This is a genomic window from Psychrosphaera algicola, from assembly GCF_028401425.1.
Taxonomy (GTDB): domain Bacteria; phylum Pseudomonadota; class Gammaproteobacteria; order Enterobacterales; family Alteromonadaceae; genus Psychrosphaera; species Psychrosphaera algicola.
In genome coordinates this window covers 2,963,938-2,982,500 of record NZ_JAQOMS010000002.1, presented here as the reverse complement: position 1 = coordinate 2,982,500, position 18,563 = coordinate 2,963,938, and the positions used below count along the sequence as shown (strand labels likewise).

18 protein-coding genes and 3 pseudogenes are annotated in these 18,563 nt (G+C 40.4%); 15 read left to right on the top strand and 6 right to left on the bottom strand.

Annotated features, from left to right (window positions below; translation table 11 throughout):
• The first annotated feature begins 412 nt into the window (after positions 1 to 412).
• The 4 genes from PN838_RS16370 to PN838_RS16355 all read left to right on the top strand — a co-directional run bounded on the left by PN838_RS16370 (position 413) and on the right by PN838_RS16355 (position 4,211).
• Positions 413 to 676: a hypothetical protein gene (locus tag PN838_RS16370; RefSeq protein ID WP_272181359.1), complete on the top strand. Its 264-nt coding sequence runs from the start codon at positions 413 to 415 to the stop codon at positions 674 to 676.
• Between the two features lie 29 nt (positions 677 to 705).
• The gene (locus PN838_RS16365; RefSeq protein WP_272181358.1) at positions 706 to 1,137 is read left to right on the top strand and encodes a carboxypeptidase-like regulatory domain-containing protein; all 432 of its coding nucleotides are present in this window, start codon (positions 706 to 708) and stop codon (positions 1,135 to 1,137) included.
• A 20-nt stretch (positions 1,138 to 1,157) separates the two neighbouring features.
• The gene (locus tag PN838_RS16360; RefSeq protein ID WP_272181357.1) at positions 1,158 to 3,179 is read left to right on the top strand and encodes a TonB-dependent receptor; all 2,022 of its coding nucleotides are present in this window, start codon (positions 1,158 to 1,160) and stop codon (positions 3,177 to 3,179) included.
• A 252-nt stretch (positions 3,180 to 3,431) separates the two neighbouring features.
• Positions 3,432 to 4,211 (top strand): DUF4097 family beta strand repeat-containing protein, encoded by a 780-nt coding sequence (locus PN838_RS16355; RefSeq protein WP_272181356.1) that lies wholly within the window; start codon positions 3,432 to 3,434, stop codon positions 4,209 to 4,211.
• 113 nt (positions 4,212 to 4,324) lie between these two features.
• On the opposite strand, the gene PN838_RS16350 is transcribed toward PN838_RS16355, so the two are convergent.
• From PN838_RS16350 to PN838_RS16325, 6 genes are all read right to left on the bottom strand, one after another.
• On the bottom strand, positions 4,325 to 4,900 hold the full coding sequence (locus PN838_RS16350; RefSeq protein ID WP_272181355.1) for a hypothetical protein: 576 nt from the start codon (positions 4,898 to 4,900) through the stop codon (positions 4,325 to 4,327).
• 132 nt (positions 4,901 to 5,032) lie between these two features.
• The gene (locus PN838_RS16345; RefSeq protein ID WP_272181354.1) at positions 5,033 to 5,614 is read right to left on the bottom strand and encodes a hypothetical protein; all 582 of its coding nucleotides are present in this window, start codon (positions 5,612 to 5,614) and stop codon (positions 5,033 to 5,035) included.
• Positions 5,615 to 5,992: 378 nt separating this feature from the next.
• Positions 5,993 to 7,108 (bottom strand): XrtA-associated tyrosine autokinase, encoded by a 1,116-nt coding sequence (locus tag PN838_RS16340; RefSeq protein ID WP_272181353.1) that lies wholly within the window; start codon positions 7,106 to 7,108, stop codon positions 5,993 to 5,995.
• A gap of 76 nt (positions 7,109 to 7,184) precedes the next feature.
• On the bottom strand, positions 7,185 to 8,057 hold the full coding sequence (locus tag PN838_RS16335) for a hypothetical protein (RefSeq protein WP_272181352.1): 873 nt from the start codon (positions 8,055 to 8,057) through the stop codon (positions 7,185 to 7,187).
• Between the two features lie 47 nt (positions 8,058 to 8,104).
• Complete coding sequence (locus PN838_RS16330; RefSeq protein ID WP_272181351.1) at positions 8,105 to 8,641, bottom strand: hypothetical protein; 537 nt, start codon at positions 8,639 to 8,641, stop codon at positions 8,105 to 8,107.
• A 180-nt stretch (positions 8,642 to 8,821) separates the two neighbouring features.
• Complete coding sequence (locus PN838_RS16325) at positions 8,822 to 9,436, bottom strand: XrtA/PEP-CTERM system exopolysaccharide export protein (RefSeq protein WP_272181350.1); 615 nt, start codon at positions 9,434 to 9,436, stop codon at positions 8,822 to 8,824.
• Positions 9,437 to 9,689: 253 nt separating this feature from the next.
• Between PN838_RS16325 and PN838_RS27485 the strand changes: the two are divergent.
• From PN838_RS27485 to PN838_RS16260, 11 genes and pseudogenes are all read left to right on the top strand, one after another.
• A pseudogene (locus PN838_RS27485) lies at positions 9,690 to 11,054 on the top strand (TIGR03013 family XrtA/PEP-CTERM system glycosyltransferase).
• Positions 11,054 to 11,896 (top strand): annotated as a pseudogene (locus PN838_RS16310) (XrtA system polysaccharide deacetylase). The pseudogenes PN838_RS27485 and PN838_RS16310 overlap by 1 nt, the downstream one beginning before the upstream one ends.
• Positions 11,893 to 13,385 (top strand): annotated as a pseudogene (gene xrtA, locus PN838_RS16300) (exosortase A). Before PN838_RS16310 ends, xrtA begins: the two co-directional pseudogenes overlap by 4 nt.
• Before the next feature lies 1 nt (position 13,386).
• The gene (locus PN838_RS16295) at positions 13,387 to 13,866 is read left to right on the top strand and encodes a glycosyltransferase family 2 protein (RefSeq protein WP_272181345.1); all 480 of its coding nucleotides are present in this window, start codon (positions 13,387 to 13,389) and stop codon (positions 13,864 to 13,866) included.
• Between the two features lie 86 nt (positions 13,867 to 13,952).
• Entirely contained in the window at positions 13,953 to 14,198 is a 246-nt protein-coding gene (locus PN838_RS16290) for a glycosyltransferase family 2 protein (RefSeq protein ID WP_272181344.1), read from the top strand.
• A 2-nt stretch (positions 14,199 to 14,200) separates the two neighbouring features.
• Positions 14,201 to 15,703, top strand: a complete 1,503-nt coding sequence (gene asnB / locus PN838_RS16285) for an asparagine synthase (glutamine-hydrolyzing) (RefSeq protein ID WP_272181343.1) — start codon at positions 14,201 to 14,203, stop codon at positions 15,701 to 15,703.
• Positions 15,658 to 16,104: an asparagine synthase-related protein gene (locus tag PN838_RS16280; protein ID WP_272182624.1), complete on the top strand. Its 447-nt coding sequence runs from the start codon at positions 15,658 to 15,660 to the stop codon at positions 16,102 to 16,104. Before asnB ends, PN838_RS16280 begins: the two co-directional genes overlap by 46 nt.
• Before the next feature lies 1 nt (position 16,105).
• Positions 16,106 to 17,251, top strand: a complete 1,146-nt coding sequence (locus PN838_RS16275) for a glycosyltransferase family 4 protein (RefSeq protein WP_272181342.1) — start codon at positions 16,106 to 16,108, stop codon at positions 17,249 to 17,251.
• Between the two features lie 97 nt (positions 17,252 to 17,348).
• Positions 17,349 to 17,789, top strand: coding sequence for a hypothetical protein (locus tag PN838_RS16270; RefSeq protein ID WP_272181341.1), 441 nt, complete (start codon positions 17,349 to 17,351; stop codon positions 17,787 to 17,789).
• Between the two features lie 23 nt (positions 17,790 to 17,812).
• Entirely contained in the window at positions 17,813 to 18,373 is a 561-nt protein-coding gene (locus tag PN838_RS16265) for an O-antigen ligase family protein (protein WP_272181340.1), read from the top strand.
• A 35-nt stretch (positions 18,374 to 18,408) separates the two neighbouring features.
• Positions 18,409 to 18,534: a hypothetical protein gene (locus PN838_RS16260; protein ID WP_272181339.1), complete on the top strand. Its 126-nt coding sequence runs from the start codon at positions 18,409 to 18,411 to the stop codon at positions 18,532 to 18,534.
• Positions 18,535 to 18,563: the final 29 nt, after the last annotated feature.

The window sequence follows — 18,563 nt, the reverse complement described above, 5'->3', positions numbered from 1 at the left end:
GAGCTTCAGCATTTTAGGTCTGACTGTATTTTTAATGGGCTTTTACGCTTGGTACTTTATTTCTAAAGTCGTCCATTCAAAACCAGACGAGAAAAACGGGCATGAAGCCTAATATGAACTTATTAATGACATCCAACTGAGTGCCAACCTAGCGTTGGCACTCCTATTTTGGACGTTTATATTTCACCCATCTTTATGTTCTACGGTCGTCAATCTCTGCAATTGCATCAACTTAAACCGCGATAAAAAACAGTTTAACCTCAAATACGTGCGTACTGACGTATTTCGATGACAGAAACAAAGAACAAGGTTGCATTTTACACTTGATACAATATATCATCGCATGGTATCAATTTTATGAATGTAATAAATGACCCGTCTCTCTATTAAGCTAACATTAAGTTTTGTGCTAATGGTCGCGTTGCAGATTTTCAGTTTGCAGCAACACATGGAGCACCAAAGCGCCGAAACAAATGTTGTCGAGTGTACGTATTGTCACAACTCAGGCCAGCTAGAAGACTTTACATTTCAAAACATCACAACGGCCCCACCGGTTGAATTTTTCGCGGTTAAGTCAACAACCAAAGTTCCGACCGTATTCGCCAAACTCGTTTACCGTGCGACCGCTATTCGTGCACCTCCAGTTAATTATCCTATCGATTTACAACAGTCTTAAATTTTTAAACGTTTTTATTGGATAATATTATGAACAAGTTTTTTGTTGCGTCTATCGCAGCCATTTTAATCGCCCCTGCCTATTCGGCACACGACATTTCAGGCAAAATCGTTGATCAATCGGGAAACCCAATTGCCAATGTAAAAATCGAATTTCATGGCAGTAACTTAACCATTTATAGCGATAAACAAGGCCAGTTTTCTGTTTCTGAATCCATTGACCATGTCGATGAAATCCATATTAGTGCCAGAGGCTACAACCACCTTTCGTTTAAACTAGAAGATCAAACAGACAAGACGTTATCATCGATATTCCTTGACCAAACTATCGTACTAACACCTGCCATTATTGAACACATCGATGTTTATGCAACACCATTGCATGGCTCTACCTTAGAGTCGGCAACACCAATAACAGTATTGAGCGACAGTGATTTAAAAACAAACACAGCGCAACATTAGGCGAAACCCTTAAAGCGGAAGTGGGGGTTCATTCAACTTATTACGGTCCGGTCAGCAGCAGTCCAATCATTCGAGGTTTAGATGGACCACGGGTGATGATATCTCAAAATGGGTTAGATGTTGGCGACGCGTCTCGTGTTGGTCCCGACCATGTCGTTTCAACTGAAACATCAACGGTAAAACAAATAGAAATTCTGCGTGGCCCAGCCACCTTATTCTATGGTAGCGGTGCAATTGGCGGCGTTATTAATATTGTCGATAATCGCATTCCAACCGAAGCAGAAGATTCACTCAATTTCCAAACCAGTGTTAATTCTGCTTCCAATGAGACCGAATTTGCCTTTGACGCCAATACAACATACGAACAGTTTGCTTTTCACCTTGACGCCTTCTGGCGTGACAGTGACGACTTAAAAGTACCCGCCAATCCTACCGTCGAAGATGAGCACGACGAGCACGACGAAGACGATCATGATGACCATGACGAAGAAGATCATGACGAACACGATGATTTTGACGGCACATTAGAGAATAGCGCAAGTGAGTCATCGGGTTATACCTTTGGTACTAGTTACCTTTTAGATAATGGTTTTGTTGGCGTTTCTTATGGTGAACTCACAAAAACGTACGGCATTCCATGCCACGCTGAACATTCTGAAGAAGAATCAGAGGAAGAACATGACGAGCATGAAGCCGGTGTAGTAGGTGACATGGAGCAAAAACGTTTCCAAATGATCAGTGAGTTATCTTTTGATAACCAACTTATCTCAGCGATAAACACAAAGTTTGCGCTTACTAACTACCAACACGCAGAAATAGAAGACGGTCAAGTTGGCACCACTTTCAACAGTGACACAACTCAGCTTAAATCAGACTTTTTACTGGCCGAGATTGCTGGCTGGCACGGAGCAATAAGTCTCGAATACAAACAAAACGATTTTGAAGCAATTGGCGACGAAGCATTCACCCCGCCTTCAACCACCCAGTCAATTGGATTAGGCATGTTAGCCGAAAAACACTTTGACAATATTCTTGTCCAACTTGGCGCTCGAATCGAGTCAACGACCTTAACTGTCGATGAATTGTCAGAGATTGAGCATGATGAAGAAGAAGATGAGCATGATCATGAAGCACATGGTCATGAAGCACTAGACCTTTCAATGACACCTGTAAGCTTATCCGCTGGCATCGTGTGGGATTTCGCAAAAGGTTATAACCTTGGATTATCCTATAGCCGTTCAGAACGTGCACCGTCAGCAGGTGAATTAGTCGCGTTTGGTCCACATATCGGCACCAAAACCTTTGAAATAGGTGCGTTATACGACATCGAGCAAGAGGGCGACGAGTATCACGTAGAGTTGCTTAACCATGGCGATATACAAAGTGACGATGTCAAACTCGAAACCGCCAACAATCTTGAATTGAGTCTACGAAAATTCAGCGGTGATTTTGGTTTTGTATTTAATGCCTTTTACAACCAAATCGACAATTACTATTACCAGCAAAACCAAAACTGGGAATACGAATTCGAACACAGCCACGGCGAAGAAGAAGTGGATGAAGACGATCATGAAGAACATGAAGGATCAGGTTTACCTGTTTACTTATATTCTCCAGAAGATGTGAAATTCATGGGCATAGAAGGCCAGTTTACTTGGCGTTTAAATCCAGACTTTAAACTAACAACCCAGTTTGATTCAATAATTGGTGAACTATCCAATGGTGACGCACTTCCTCGTATTCCACCATCACGTGTTGGGTTTAGACTTAACTATGAGCTTGATGCCACTAGCATCGAAATGAGCTATATGGAAACAATGAAGCAAAGTGAAGTAACAGACAGCGAAACGCCAACCGATGGCTATTCAATGTTGGACTTTGTTGTGAGCCATCACGTTAGCTTTAACCAACTCGACTTAACGGCCTTTGTGAAAGGCAACAACTTGCTGAACTCTGAAGCCCGAGTACATACATCGTTTCTTAAAAACGAAACCTTGTTACCAAGCAGAGGATTTACAGTGGGAGTTAGAGGTCAGTTTTAATCTCTAACTCTCTCGACTCTACGCAGTTTCACTTTTAGTGAACAGCACGTAATTTAATTACAGCCTAAAAATAACAAGTTGGTGACCATAAACGTCACCAACTTCTTATTTTCTGCTTTCTGCTTTCTGCTTTCTGCTTTCTGCTTTCATGACGATAAATTCCTACCTAAATATTTATTTTTATCTTTTTTAAACCCTTTTGTGATTTACTGCGACAAAGTCAGTAATCAAATAAAATATAGGGTTCGCATAATGAACATACACAAGATTACGTCACAACTCATGGCATTCACGCTACTAACGCTTTTAGTTGCTTTCTCCGCAATGGCTGCTGACTATGAACAAGAGTTCAACGTTGCCGCTGGCGGTAAACTTAATGTCAAAATAGAGTCTGGTTCGATCAAAATTCAGACCCACAACGCAGCTACAGCGTTGGTCGAAGCTAGGATAACAGGAAGAGATAGCGACGATTTCAGCATTAATTCTGACCTCAAGGGCAATAGCCTTAAAGTCAGAGGTGAATTAGAAGGACGCTCATGGAATCGCGATCTGAAAGTCGAGCTGACCATTACAATTCCAAAAGAGTTTGATATCGAAGTCGACACCTCTGGTGGCTCAATTGAAATTTCCGATCTTAACGGTAACGTCATCGCACATACGTCGGGTGGTTCTATTAATGTTGGAACCATTAAAGGAGATGTAAGACTCGACACCGCAGGCGGTTCAATTAGAACGGAAGACGTATACGGTTCACTAAATGCCCATACGTCTGGCGGCAGCATTAGAGTGACTTTTGCTGAGCAATTAAAAGACGATGCCAAACTCGATACATCGGGCGGCTCAATTACTGCGTATTTAATTGAAGATGTAAAAGTTGACCTTGACGCTTCAACAAGTGGCGGGCGTGTAAAAACCGATTTCGCGGTAACAGGAAGTGTTAAAAAACGTTCTATCCGCGGTGAAATCAATGGTGGTGGGCCAACACTGAAATTGCGTACCAGCGGCGGCAGTGTAAAAGTATTATCGTTGTAGTGTATTGGTATTGGCTAAAAAACAATGCAGAGCTGTACCTCTGCATTGTTTCTTCCATCTTAACTGTTGTTCGGTGTAATTGCTGTCGTTGAAGATGCCAAAATGACAATAGGCTAAAAAGCGTAGCGATAGGTTAATTCGACACGAGTATCTCTTCGGTCTTGTTGCCCTGTAGACGTGGTATTACTAATACGTTTGAATGCAATTGTACCAAGTGCTTTTCGTGTCAATTTACGTTTAAAACTAACATCAACTTTATAACCTTCACGACTCACGCCAGTGCCCTGCTCTGTTGAATCTGAGTCAGACAACGAGATGGCAAAACTGTTTCGTCTCGACATGGTGTGGTCGTAATTAAATGTCCGTGAAGACGTTTCACGCACCGCATTTGTTTCTAAGTACTCGGTTTCACCACGGTTATATGTAAAGCTGATATTTGCCTTTTTCATTCGATAATTGACAGAAGCCGTACCGGTTTTACTTAATGTTACTAACTCATCAAGTGAAAATTCAGGTTGGAAAAACTCAGCAACAAATTCCCCATCATCAATAGCGTCCGGTAACTCTGCGAGCGGCTGACAATCATCTTGTGTTGCGGCATCTTCGGGACATAAAAAATCCCCTAGGGACACTTCAATTCGATTAAATCGGGTTTGGCTACCTAACGTTTCGTCATAGTTAATATTCATGCCCCAGCGTTTCGCCTGATGCTGCAACCTAAATGCATGGGATTCACCATAAAACCGTTGGCTCTTTTCATAGCTTAAACTTGTCCGCGCACTTGGATAAAACTCAAGTTTATAACCCGTATATTCATCATCCTAGCCGCGGGTTTCTTTGTTTCTAGTAATCTCTATGTTTGAACGTTGCCCAAAGCGCCAAGCGAGACCAGCCCCGTAACTTTCAGACTCAAGATCTTCATCGTCTAATACTGAGTTTTCAATAAGATTTTTGAATTTTGACCCCGTAAGTACCAGATCAATGGTTCGCCAAATAGGCACCCCAATATTGGCATACATCGAAATACTGTCCTGCTCACCGCGGTTTTCTCTGTCAGTGCGAGACATACTTGCCTGCAACGCGCCGCGAACCTGATTTGCCCTTTGACCATAGCCAAGCGAAGCACTGGCGGTTTTTGTTGTACCATTAACAATATTAGAGGTGGTCGCTGTCGTATCGGTAATTTGCGATTCGTCAAATATGGTTTTGCTCACCCCTAATGACAACGAATTCTGCCATACAGATTTGCTAGACGTACTTAGCGTTAATCTTGAGTTTACAGAATCAACATCAACATATTCAGACTGCCCAAAAATAGGATCAGACACAGTACCAAACGAACTATCAATATTGGTGTTTTTTCGAGAGGCATTAACGGTAAGATTGACTCGCCCTTTATACATATTGAGCAAGTTATTAATCGCAAAGTTGGAATACGAGGCATCGTCAAAGCCGTCGTCTATTTGCTTAATTTGAGTATGGTCCGCCGTGACACTTCCCTGCCAATTTGGACTTCGGCCAGCTAGGGTAAACGACGGACTTGCCGTTAGAACATCATGATTAGAAAAATTAAACTGACTGATTTCTGTATCTAAGACATGGATATAATTAATTTCAACAGCGGGTTTGAAATCAATTTCTGCCGCATGGCCAACATTAAAAAAGTCGCTATTGATACCCCTATTACGCGGTATACATATTGCTTTTTAAAGATATTGGCCATAAACATCAGATCTACTTTTTGTCGGTTTTGGCTAAGTCAGGTTCAGCCTTTTCTGCTATTACCTTGTCTTCAGGTTTTTCTTGTCGTCTGTTTTTGCTTTATCATCGGACTTAGATTTTTTAGCAGCTTTGTCTTTACCTTTATTTTTTCCGTCGTCTTTAGCGTCTTTTTCTTCGTCCTCTTCAGACGCGCCATAATAATAACCATATCCCTGATCTTCCGAGCTACTGGTTACTTTATTAATGACAAAACCAACGGCCATTTCCGCAGGTAATAAATCAACCGCTTTTTTGACATCCGCCAGTTTAGACTTGTGCTCTTCAACTACAACCACGCCTTGGCCACATTGCTCTGCCATAATGGCGGTTTCGTTCACACCTAACAAAGGTGGTGCGTCAAATACAACAATACGGTCTGGATAACGTGTGGCAAATTCCTCGATTAACTTCATCATTTTGTCGCTCGACAAAAGCTCGTTTGACAAATGATGCGGTAAACCAGCCGGAATAACTCTTAAACCGTCAATATTGGTGTGATACATAATCGACGCAACGTCTTTTTCTTCACCCAATAGGTATTCAATTAAACCAACATTTTTACCTATGTTTAATTCGCGAGATACACTCGGTTTTAACACGTCTGAGTCAACTAACAACACGGTTTTATCTTGTTCTAAAGCAATGCTTAATGCCAAATTAAGTGACGTAAATGTCTTACCTTCATTTGGTTTTGAACTACTGACCAAAATAAGATTACTGTGTTTGATGGTTTTTGAAATTGGACCAAACGCATTACTAAGTAACTTACGTTTTATGCTTCGGTACTCTTCATTAATAAGTGAACGCTTGTTTCGCAGCGTAACAAAACCACGTTTTTCTAACGCTTCTAAGTCAATGACCAAAGGTGGTCTAGACGATTTAGACTTTTTATCAGCAGAAATATGCGTATTGTCACTGGCGCGGTGTGCATTTGTCGGCTTAATAACTGGCTGCGACGCACTGACTTTTTCACCTTCAACAATGCCTGCCGCGACTAATTCAGCTTCAGATATACCCGCGCCTAGTTGCTTATTAACCTTTGCCGTTACAGGTTGAGACGGTTTGGCACTCGCTGCTGGAGTCTGTATAGCGTCGGCTGTTTGCTCAGTCGGTGCAGAGACTTTCTTATTATCCACTGCGGCTTCTATTGAAGTTTGATCCTTATCTATTTTGGCGGCACTTTTTGGCGTTGCATCGCCTTTTCTATACTACTCATAGAAATCTCTCCAATAGCTTCAACGGGGTTGTCTCCATTACAATTTCCGTTGCCATAAATAGTAAATACATTCCAAACACAACAACACTTGAGGCAATAAATACGTACAAACGTTTTTTATCTCGTTTCTTAACATCTTCTAGATGAATATCAGTCACCATACCAAATACAGGTCGGTTTGTGAGTTCAGTTAAGGCGTTTGCACTGACCACGACCGGGTTCAATTGGCTAACTAAAAACGCAACTGCAATACCTGCTACAAAGCCCAAAATGGTGACCACAGTATAAAGTATTAAACGTTTTGGCCCAGTAGGTTGCAGAGGCACCATAGGTGGCTCAATTATTCTAAATTTAACTTCTTCTGCAGACATATCAGCTTTACGCGACAAGTCTGCCGATTCTTTACGACTCAATAGCTCTTCGTATTTGCCTTTTGTAATACCGTAGTCACGGTTTAAAGCAGACTGCTTAGCTTCGATGTCTGGAATAAGATCGAGTTTTTGGTCTAGCTCATCTAACTTCTCTTTAAAGCTTTGACGACGAACGGTTAACGATGCAATGTTACTGTCGAGATTATTCATCGCGATTGATAAATCCTGCACAATCGCATTTTCACTCAACGTGCCCGACGCAACTTGCCCATCTGCAACACTGGTCATTAACTCTTCGATTTCTGTTTTTCTTAAGTTAACTAAATGATCAAGCTTTTCACGAGTTTGCACAACATCTGGGTGTTTATCCGTAAAACGAATTTGCAGGTCATCTAAGTTCGCTTGCAGTTGTTTAATACGAGCATCGTATTGAGTGGCAATGTTTGAATGTTCTGACTTGTTGTCAATATTTGTGCTGCTAGAAAATTTGTCTTTCAAGCTTTGCAGTTGTGTTGATTTTTCAGAAATTTCTAAATCAATTGCCTCTATACGGCTTTTAGATTTGACACTTCTTGATAGTAGCCACTACCACTGCCCGCCATCATATCGCCATATTGCTTTTTAAACGTTGCTAGTCGTTGCTCTGCAGCGGAAAGACGTTGCGAATATTCTTCAAGTTGTTCATCTAAAAATTTAGACGCGGTGTCCGAGTCTTGACGATTTTGCCCTAGCGAACTTTCAACAAACTTATCCAGCGTGGCTGATACCACACGTTTCGCCAACTGAGGATCTTGCCCAGTATAAGAAATGGTATAAATATTTTCTCTACCGCCAGAATTAAAATTAATGTCTTCACGCAGTTTTTCAACAATCTCGTTGAACTCTTGAGGTGAACTCGCCTTAATATCCATGTCGGTATTACGGGCGATTTCTTCCAAATTAGGACGGCTTAAAAGTGTTTTAGCGATGAGTTGAATTTCAGTACTGGCATCGGTCTGAATTGCCAAGCCACGTAATAAGGGGCGCAACATTGAACGCGTGTCAGCAAAGACTTTTGCTTTCGATTCGTAAACGTCCGGCATTTGCGCAACTAAAAAAGGCCGAGTGGAACGATTAACCATGAAGACATGATTATAAAGCGCTTCTTTATCCAAATCCCTTTGATGTAATCGAGCACCATTTGTATGGTGGCTTGAAGATCTTGCATTTATTTATCCTTTTAAACCCTAATATTCGTCGGCCAAAACGCTACTAAAAATTATTTAGAACCAATCTTCTGGAACAATAATAATATCACCCGGCAAGATGTCGACGTTGGCGCTTATATCGCCTTCTTTAATTAAATCATTTAATGAAACTTGATATTCTTTTTGCAGTCCATTTTCAACCCTGATTAACACAGCACTATTGCCGTCTGCGTATTCAGTTAAACCGCCAACCTGAATCATTAAATCTAACAACGTCATATTTTGTCGATAATTTACCGCCTGTGGATTGGCAGCTTCACCGATGACTCGAACCTGTTCGCTAAAAGGACCAATAAATGTGCCCACACTAACCGTTACGATAGGTGACTTAATATATTGACCTAAAACGGTTTCAATTTGTCTTGCTAGCTGCGTTGCTGTTTTGCCACTAACCGGAATGTCTTCGACTAACGACGTCGTTATCTTTCCGTCTGGACGAACAACAAACGAACCCGACACCTCTGGGTTACGCCAAACAAATATATTTACTGAGTCCTCAGGACCAATAAGGTACTGATATTGTTCTACACTTTTAATAGCAGACGGGGTAATTGTTGCAGGGGGTAAATTTGATTTAGACGCACATCCCGCAATAAGGACTATCAACGAAGCCAATAATAACAATTTCACAGCAGTTCCACTCTATTTAATAAAGGTCATTAATGAATTGTAATCAAACTAAAGCAAATGTGAACTGTTATATTTCGATATCAAGTACATAAATTAATCCATTGATGTAAAAATACTACAAAATTGACGTAGCTTTCAAAAATCAATTTGATTATCATGTGTGCAATAATAACTATAAACTCCAACAAAATTAGGATTCGTTTTGAAAAAGGTATTCCACCAAAAAACGATAAATCACAGAAGTAATACCTTAATGGTATTGGACGTATTAATGGCGACAATGTTAGGTATGGTCGCATTTTTTGTTGTATCTAAAAACAGTCTAACCATGCCTGTTTACGATCACGCATGGTGGCTAATGCCCTTATCCACCGCGCTTTTGCTAAACATTACCAATTTGTCCGTAGGTCTATACGACGTAAAATTACGCGACAGTAATATCGGACTTTATCGCCGCTGTTTAGTCAGTGGTGCCATGACTTTCTGTATATTCGAAATTTTAGTGTTTAATGCATTCCAAAAACTCGAAATTGCCCCTATTGCATTTGCTTTATTCTTATTAGCAACCGTCAGCGTTATTTTCATCAGTCGATTTATGGCCAATACATTCGAAATGTTTGGTATCACGAAAAAACGTGTCATTGTCATCGGCAGTGGTGAACGCGCTTCAATTATCGAGAAAAGAATGCGCCGAGAGGCCGACAGACGCGGCTTTAAGCTAGTTGGCTTTATCAAACTCAATACCGACAAAGAAGATCAATTAAGAAATGAAAACATTTTGGAAATTGGTTCTTTGGACAACCTTCAAGCTTATGTCGCTGAAAATCGTATCGATGAAATTGTTATCGCACCTGACGAACGCCGTGGTTCATTACCATTAGAATCGTTATTCGACTGTAAAATGACAGGGGTTGTCGTCAAAGACATCTTAGATTTTATTGAAGAAGAAACAGGCCAAGTTGCGGTTAATCTCATTTACCCTTCCTAGGTTATCTACTCAAACGGTTTCCAGTCACGCCATTATATTCGTGTCGCATTGGACTATACGTTAAATGTAGTTTTGGCGGTTCTTGTGTTCTTGTTTACTTGGCCAATTATCCTCGTTACTTCGTTACTCATTTATATCGAAGATGGGCATAAAAAGGGCGGCACAATATTTTATAAACAAACGCGCGTTGGAATGGACGGCAACTTGTTTGAGATCATCAAGTTTAGAAGCATGCGCCAAGATGCGGAAAAAGATGGAGCTCAATGGGCCACTAAGTCAGACAATCGTGTGACTAAAATTGGCGCTGCGCTTAGAAAATATCGAATTGATGAGTTACCACAGCTATTTAACGTCTTTAAAGGCGAAATGGACTTTGTGGGGCCACGCCCTGAACGTCCTGAATTTGTTAAAGAACTTATCAAAGAAATCCCGTATTACAATCACCGCCATAATGTAAAACTAGGGTTAACTGGCTGGGCGCAATTAAACTACCCATACGGTTCAAGTGTTAATGATTCACTAGAAAAATTAAAGTTTGACTTGTACTACATTAAGCGCAGAAGTATTTTATTAGACCTGTTAATACTGGTCAGAACTATTGAAATCATCTTGTTTGGTAAAGGACGTTAATGACAATCAACGTCAACACAAAACATGCAATGACAGTGGACGTGGAAGATTACTTCCACGTTTCTGCTTTTGAGAAGCAAATTTCACCAAGTGATTGGTCAAGTTGCAAACCGACTGTCGACTACAATACTCGACGTCTGCTCGATTTATTTGCAAAAAAGACACTAAAGCGACGTTTTTATCTTAGGTTGGGTTGCGGAAGCATTTCCAGAGTTGATAAAAGAAATCCATGCTCAGGGTCATGAAATTGCGAGTCACGGCACAAATCATCGCCGTGCTACAACAATGACTCGCCCAGAGCTTAAAGACGACATTAGTCAAAGCTTAGACAGACTTGAATCATTAACTGGTGAAAAAGTTATAGGCTATCGCGCCCCGAGTTTTTCTATTGGTAAAGACAACCAATGGGCGTTTGAGCTGTTGGTTGAACTTGGATTCAAGTACAGTTCCAGTACTTACCCGATAGAACATGACTTATACGGCACACCAGATTGGCCACGATTTGCCCACATTCGCCCAGAAGGGATTTTAGAGATCCCTATCCCAACACTTCGTAATAATGATAAAAACCAAGGAATTGGCGGCGGCGGCTTTTTAGACTTTACCCTTATTGGTTATCTAAAAGACGAATTGAACGATTTTTAAAAGAAGAAAACGCACCCTACAGTTTTTATTTCCACCCGTGGGAAATAGATCCTGACCAACCTCGCGTTAAAGGTGCACCATTGCTTTCAAAATTCAGACATTACGTTAATTTGTCTCGAATGGAGAATAAACTAATCCATTTACTCGACGATTATGAATGGTCGTCAATGAAGTCGGTGTACAGTGAGTTTCTATGACAACAATGAACAGGACGTTTGCCAGTAAATTTATCAAACAAGGAGTTGTTTTTGAACTGATCCTCCTAACGATTATGATCGTAGTCGCGTATGCCAATACATCGTTTGCGATATACGAATTGTGGACAACGTCAGAAACCTACAGTCATGGGATCTTAATCATCCCGATGTCAATCTACCTCATTTGGCAACGCTGTAAATATTTGCAACTGCCCGCCACCAAGCCCAATCTCATTGGCCTAGTAGCTATTCTCTTTTTTGGCTTTATGTGGCTTTGCGGTAATCTCGTAAAAATCAATTTAATCAGTCACTTCTCTATTGTTGCTCTGGTTCCTAGCTATGTCTTATTCCGTTTTGGGTTTACAATATTAAACCAATTTAAAGGGCCATTACTGTTCCTCTTTTTGCTGTCCCCTTTGGTGACTTTCTGATACCTCATTTGCAGCAAATAACCGCTGTCATTTCAGTCTGGTTGGTTAATCTCATTGGTATCCCTGTATACAATGACGGCCTATATATCTCTATTCCTAACGCTAACTTTTTAGTGGCAGAGGCCTGTAGTGGTATACGGTTTTTAATTTCGTCATTTACGTTAGGTATCTTTTTTGCGTTGTTAGCAATTACCGACGTCAAAAAACGATGGTTCTTTATCCTACTTAGCTTTATCTTCCCAATTCTAGCAAATGGGATGCGGGTCTTTATCATCGTTGTTATCGGCTATTATGTAAGCGTGGAAGCCGCAACTGGGTTTGACCATTTAGTGTATGGATGGATATTCTTCAGTTTTGTTTTACTGTCACTTTTTTATATCGGCTCTAGGCTTCAAGACAAAAGCTCTGAACAACCAAGTGAGAAAGAAGACGCGTTAAATTATGTGCCGCCAACCCCTCTGCTCGCAACAGCAATTGCATTAAGCCTACTTGTATTTCCAGTTATGCTTCACGTAATTGAACCAGACCAGCAAGAAAGCGTTACCGTTAATAACAAAACGGACTCACAACAACTCGATATTGCCAAAGTACAAAAGTCGATCCCATGGGCACCTGTATTTGACAGCCCCGACCTCTATGACTACAAACCAGTGCAAGTTGGTATAAATCCAGCGCATTATTTTGTCATTTCGTATTTTGACGAACTCGGTGAAAAAGAACTAATTACCTTTAATAATCGTATATTTAGTGATGAAATATTTAGCCAGAAGTATGTTAAAACGGCTGAAATCGAAGTGAATAACAGCACCTTACAGGTGAAGCATATCCACATTGTCAGTCTCTCTGGCTTAAAAATTAATATCTTAGTGACTTACCAAGTTGGTGAAAACTTCGAAACCAATGTGGGCAAAGTGAAATTGTTGCAACTTATCGCCAAAATTAAAAGCACTGACCATGGTGGCACGGCGCACATCATCTCAGCAGAAGAGTCGATAGTTTCAGTCGAACAATTAAAAACATTATTTTCAGTCCAGTTAAATCAACTTAATAGGTCTTAACATGTATATATCAGTGGTTATTTTGTCGTTCAATTCAGCAAAAACACTTCCAAAATGTTTAGATAGCTTGATTGAAACACTTAATGAAAAAAATGAGTTGGCTGAAATTTTCGTCGTAGAGAACGGTTCAAAAGACAATAGTCCGGCAATAATCGACGATTATAAAGCGCAATATCCCGACTTAATTAAGCCAATCATTTTTAAAGAAAATACCGGTACTACCTTTTCCCGCAATTCAGCTATCAAACAGGCAACAGGTAAGTACATTCTCGTTTTAGACTCCGACGCATATATTAATATCAATGTGTTAGAAGAACTAATCACAAACTTACAAGACAACCCTCAGACCGGCATGGCAGTACCTAAGCTGACCTACGCCAGTGGTAACTTTCAATTGTCTTGTGACCAATTCCCAACGCTGTTGCAAAAAGCCAAACGCTTTTTGTTCTTAAAAACCATTGAAAAAAGAACGAAGAACTAAGTCAACTAACCCATCCTATTGCCGTCGACTACGCAATTTCAGCCTGTTGGTTATTAACTAAAGAATGCACAGACGCAACGGGCCTTTTGGATGAAAACATATTCTATTCTCCAGAAGACGTAGATTACTGCGTAAGAGTATGGAAAGCAGGTTTTCAAATTACCTACGTGCCGATGCAAGAAATGGTGCACGACGCTCAAGAATTGTCCCGTGGCTTTAAACTGACCAAATTCCACTTTTCACATTTAAAAGGCTTGTTCTACCTTTTTAACAAACATAAATATTTCTGGAGTTTGCGTTCTTTATATAAAACAATGCCGAGGCATAAGTAGATATGTGCGGACTTGTTGCAGGGTTTGTAAATAGTAAAACAAACCTATATCCACAATCTCAGTTTATTGAGATGACCGAAACGTTGCATCATCGTGGTCCGGATGAAACTGGCTACTATTTTAACGATGATAATACGGTTGCACTCGGGCATAAGCGCCTATCTATAATTGATTTAGCAAATGGTCAACAACCCGCAGCATCCGACTGCGGCAATGTACAAATTGTCTTTAACGGCGAAATTTACAACTACAAAGAATTAAAACAAACCTTAGTCAAATTGGGTCACACCTTTCATTCAGACAGTGATACCGAAGTACTCCTACATTGCTGGCTACAGTGGCAACATGATTGTTTAAAACACCTCAATGGCATGTTCTCGTTTGTCGTTTGGGATCAAGCCGCCAATTTGTTTTTTGCTGCACGGGACCGACTCGGTATTAAACCTTTGTTCTGGACTAAACCAGATGACAATTCCATTTATTTCGCCTCAGAATTAAAATCGTTAATCCTCAACGACAACAACAAAATACTCAATACTTCCGCTATTCATGATTATTTTTCATTGGGGTATGTTCCAGAACCTAAATGCATCTACGACAATTACAACAAGCTTGAAGCTGGGCATTATATTTCAGCCCATCTCGATGACATAACAAATGCCGAACCCGTGCAATATTGGGATTGTTTAGATTCTATCAACAAGCATCTGTCAGAAACTCCAGATTCAGATATCGACAACGGACTCAAAACCCTAACCGACAGCATCAACATGCGAACAGTTGCCGATGTGCCAGTAGGCGCGTTTTTATCCGGCGGACTGGACTCTTCAGTGATTGTTTCAACTATGTCTAAAACGTCTAAAGTCTGTACTTACTCTATGGGGTTTGACACAAAAGAATATGACGAGTCGGCAGATGCACAAACCACTGCAAACCTTTTTAATACCGACCACACTGACATCATAGTCTCTGCGAATGCCTTCGAATATTTAGATGACATTATTGATATGTTTGACGAACCTTTTGCCGATAACTCGACCATCCCAACCTATTTGATCTCCAAGCAGGCTGCAAAACGAGTAAAAGTTGTATTGTCAGGGGATGGTGCCGACGAGCTATTTTTAGGTTACCGAAACTATCGAATGTTAAAATTGGAAACCCAATTAAGACGCATTTTCCCAAAACCAATTCACAATGTTATTTTTGGATCACTCGCAAAGTTTTATCCAACGCTGGCATGGGCGCCACAATTTTTACGAGCGCAATCTACATTTAAAAGTTTAACCGGCGACATCATAGATAATTTCCATGAAGCAATGAGCCTCAACTCAGATTGCCAAACCCAACTCATCTTTAATAGTGAGTTTAATACCAAAAACAATGGTTACTCTAGCAAGCAGATTTTTCAAAACCTTGCGGCAAAAGTCAAAATAAACGACCCAATAAAAAAGCCCAGTACATCGATTTTAAAACGTATTTACCTTCCAACATCCTCACTAAGGTAGATAGAACCAGCATGGCAAACTCAATAGAAGTACGAGTTCCGTTTTTAGATCACCGACTCGTCCAAAACTGGATTGGCCACGCAAGTAACGAAAATATTAAAGGCAGCAAATCTAAACTATTGCTCCGTAAAATAGCCAAAAACTTGTTACCCCACAAAATTTTGCATAAGAGTAAAAAGAGTTTTACTTCCCCAATGGACGAGTGGTTTAGAATGATGCCACCGGAAAAAGTTAGGGACATTGTAGACATTGACACATTGAGTAAAGCTGGCATGTTTAACACTGACCATATTGAAAACTTAATAACACTGCACCTGAAAGGGAAAAATAACCTTGGCATGTCGTTATGGTCTATTGCAGTCTTTGCGCGATTTTTAAAAAAGGCTAACGCGAAAAACTAATATGAAAATTTTATATCATCATAGAATCGCTTCAAAAGATGGACAATATGTTCACGTTGAAGAACTGACAAATGCCTTTTTAGATCAAGGCCACGAATTAAAGTTTGTTGCACCTCAAGTTAACGAGCAATCAGACTTTGGTCACGACGGCGGATTTGTCAGTAAATTAAAAAACGCATTACCAGCGTTTATTTATGAATTGTTAGAACTGACCTACAGCCTTTGGATTTTTATCAAGTTGGTAAAAGCCATTAAAGCGTTTAAACCCGAATTTATCTATGAGCGTTACAACCTATATCAACCAGCGGGCATCTTAGCCGCTAAGTTATTTAACGTCCCCTTAATCCTAGAAGTAAACGCGCCGCTTGTGGAAGAACGCAGTCGTTATAGCGGCTTATCGTTAAAACGCTTCGCCAAATGGATAGAAAATTATACCTGGAAAGGTGCCGACCATTGCCTTCCGGTCACTGACGTACTTGCTGAACACTTGCGAGATGCCGGGGTAGATGAAGACAAGATAACCGTTATCCATAATGGTGTTCGCCAACCGTTTATTGACGAAATGTTGGCAACACCGATTGATTTAGACAAGCAACAAATCATTATTGGTTTTACCGGCTTTATTCACCCGTGGCACGGCATGGACAAGGCCATTGAAGCCATTGCAGAACATAAAGATTTGCCATTAAAGCTAGTATGCATAGGTGACGGCACAATCCTGCCAGAACTAAAGCAACAAGCCGCTGACCTCGGTATTGCCGACAAAGTTGAGTTTAAAGGCCTGATCACACGCGATAAAGTTTTGGACTTCGTAAAACAGTTCGACATATCTTTACAGCCGGACGTAACCGCCTATGCCTCGCCTTTAAAAATGTTTGAATACATGGCAGTCGGTAGCTTAATAATCGCCCCAAAAACACCAAACATCGAAGAAATACTAAGTGACGATACCGCCGTGTTTTTTGAAAAAGGCAATCAAGCCTCATTCAAATCTAGCTTAAATGACGCCATTGTTAATTACCAAAACTACATTGAAAAACGCGAAGCCGTCAAAAACAGCGTTATTGAAAAACGCTTTGTCTGGCATGAAAATTCAAAACGTGTGATTGAAATAGCAAATTTAATTAAAAGTTCCCAGAGAAAATAGCAAATGCCAATTACTGCACTATTTTTCTTAGCGATATTTGGCCTTGGTTGTATCCTAACGATTAAAAGGCCATTTGTTGGGCTATTGCTGTACTTTTTTGTATTTTATATGCACCCACCAAGGTAAGTACTGGGGCCAGTTTTTACCTGAAATACGCTGGACGTTAATCGTCGCGTTACTAACACTTATTAGTACACTAATTCACGAAAAAGATTTAAAGGCTTGGTTAAAACCAAAAGAAACCAAACTCCTACTAGTACTATTTGTTTATATTTGCTTGCAATTGATGTGGGTCGACATACCTGCTTTACAGCAAGTGTATGTCATTCTACTCTTTAAGCTTATAGTGCTTTATTTTTTAATAGTAACTTTGGTCAACTCAGAGCAAAGGCTGTTAGCAGTAATTGTTGCTAATGTCTTAGGTAGTGCATATATAGGGCTAAATGCATTACAAACGCATCAAAGAGGCAGATTTGAGGCCGCCGGACTACCGGGCATAGAAGACAGTAACCTTTATGCATCCACCTTATTCCAATAATACTAATGTCCTCGACAATCATATTGACGAATGTAAAACGTAAGTACTTCATATTTATCCCCCTTGCACTAACTGCTAATCTATTTTTTATGGCTGGAAGCCGTGGAGGCTTATTAGGGCTACTATTTTCTGGATTATTTCTAATTTGGTATAGCCCAAAAGAAAAAAGAGGACAAATAAGAAAGTGGGCCCTCGCTGCACTTGTCTTAGGTTCTATGTTAGTCGGCCCTCTCATTATGGAACGGGTTAATCAAGTGGTAAAAGCTGACGATACTGAATCCGTTGATAAAAGTGCTTATTCAAGGTTTGTAATTATCGAGGGCCAACTTGAGATGTTCAAGGACCACTTATTAACTGGATATGGTCACAGAGGAACGTTAATTTTGAGCCCCATGTATATTGCTGAAGAATTCATGACTAAAACAAAAGCAGGGGGACGACGGGCATCGCACAATATTACAATGGCATTTTTAGTCGACCATGGTTTAATAGGGGCATCGCTTTACTTCTTGCTTATCTTCTTTGCAATCAAAAAGTTTCTATGGTTAAATCGTGTTTTGCGCAAAATCCAAATGTATCCATAATCCTACTGAGTTGCACCTCAGGTTTGCTTGGAGTAATGGTATCTAGCCAGTTCTCAAATAGTAAAGTGTTAGAGATTTCGATTTGGTTAACGGCAATCATCGCGAGTTGTTGTATTATCCTACAGAAAAACTTAAAAGAAGCCGACACGAATGAAGTATAGGCCTGAAATTGATGGGTTGAGAGCAATAG

Coding starts and splice junctions, on each gene's coding strand:
- asnB (WP_272181343.1), top strand. CDS start 14,201: ATGTGCGGACTTGTTGCAGGGTTTGTAAATAGTAAAACAAACCTATAT.
- PN838_RS16295 (WP_272181345.1), top strand. CDS start 13,387: ATGTATATATCAGTGGTTATTTTGTCGTTCAATTCAGCAAAAACACTT.
- PN838_RS16330 (WP_272181351.1), bottom strand. CDS start 8,641: ATGCCGGACGTTTACGAATCGAAAGCAAAAGTCTTTGCTGACACGCGT.
- PN838_RS16260 (WP_272181339.1), top strand. CDS start 18,409: ATGGTATCTAGCCAGTTCTCAAATAGTAAAGTGTTAGAGATTTCGATT.
- PN838_RS16355 (WP_272181356.1), top strand. CDS start 3,432: ATGAACATACACAAGATTACGTCACAACTCATGGCATTCACGCTACTA.
- PN838_RS16345 (WP_272181354.1), bottom strand. CDS start 5,614: ATGTATAAAGGGCGAGTCAATCTTACCGTTAATGCCTCTCGAAAAAAC.
- PN838_RS16365 (WP_272181358.1), top strand. CDS start 706: ATGAACAAGTTTTTTGTTGCGTCTATCGCAGCCATTTTAATCGCCCCT.
- PN838_RS16370 (WP_272181359.1), top strand. CDS start 413: ATGGTCGCGTTGCAGATTTTCAGTTTGCAGCAACACATGGAGCACCAA.
- PN838_RS16350 (WP_272181355.1), bottom strand. CDS start 4,900: ATGAATATTAACTATGACGAAACGTTAGGTAGCCAAACCCGATTTAAT.
- PN838_RS16275 (WP_272181342.1), top strand. CDS start 16,106: ATGAAAATTTTATATCATCATAGAATCGCTTCAAAAGATGGACAATAT.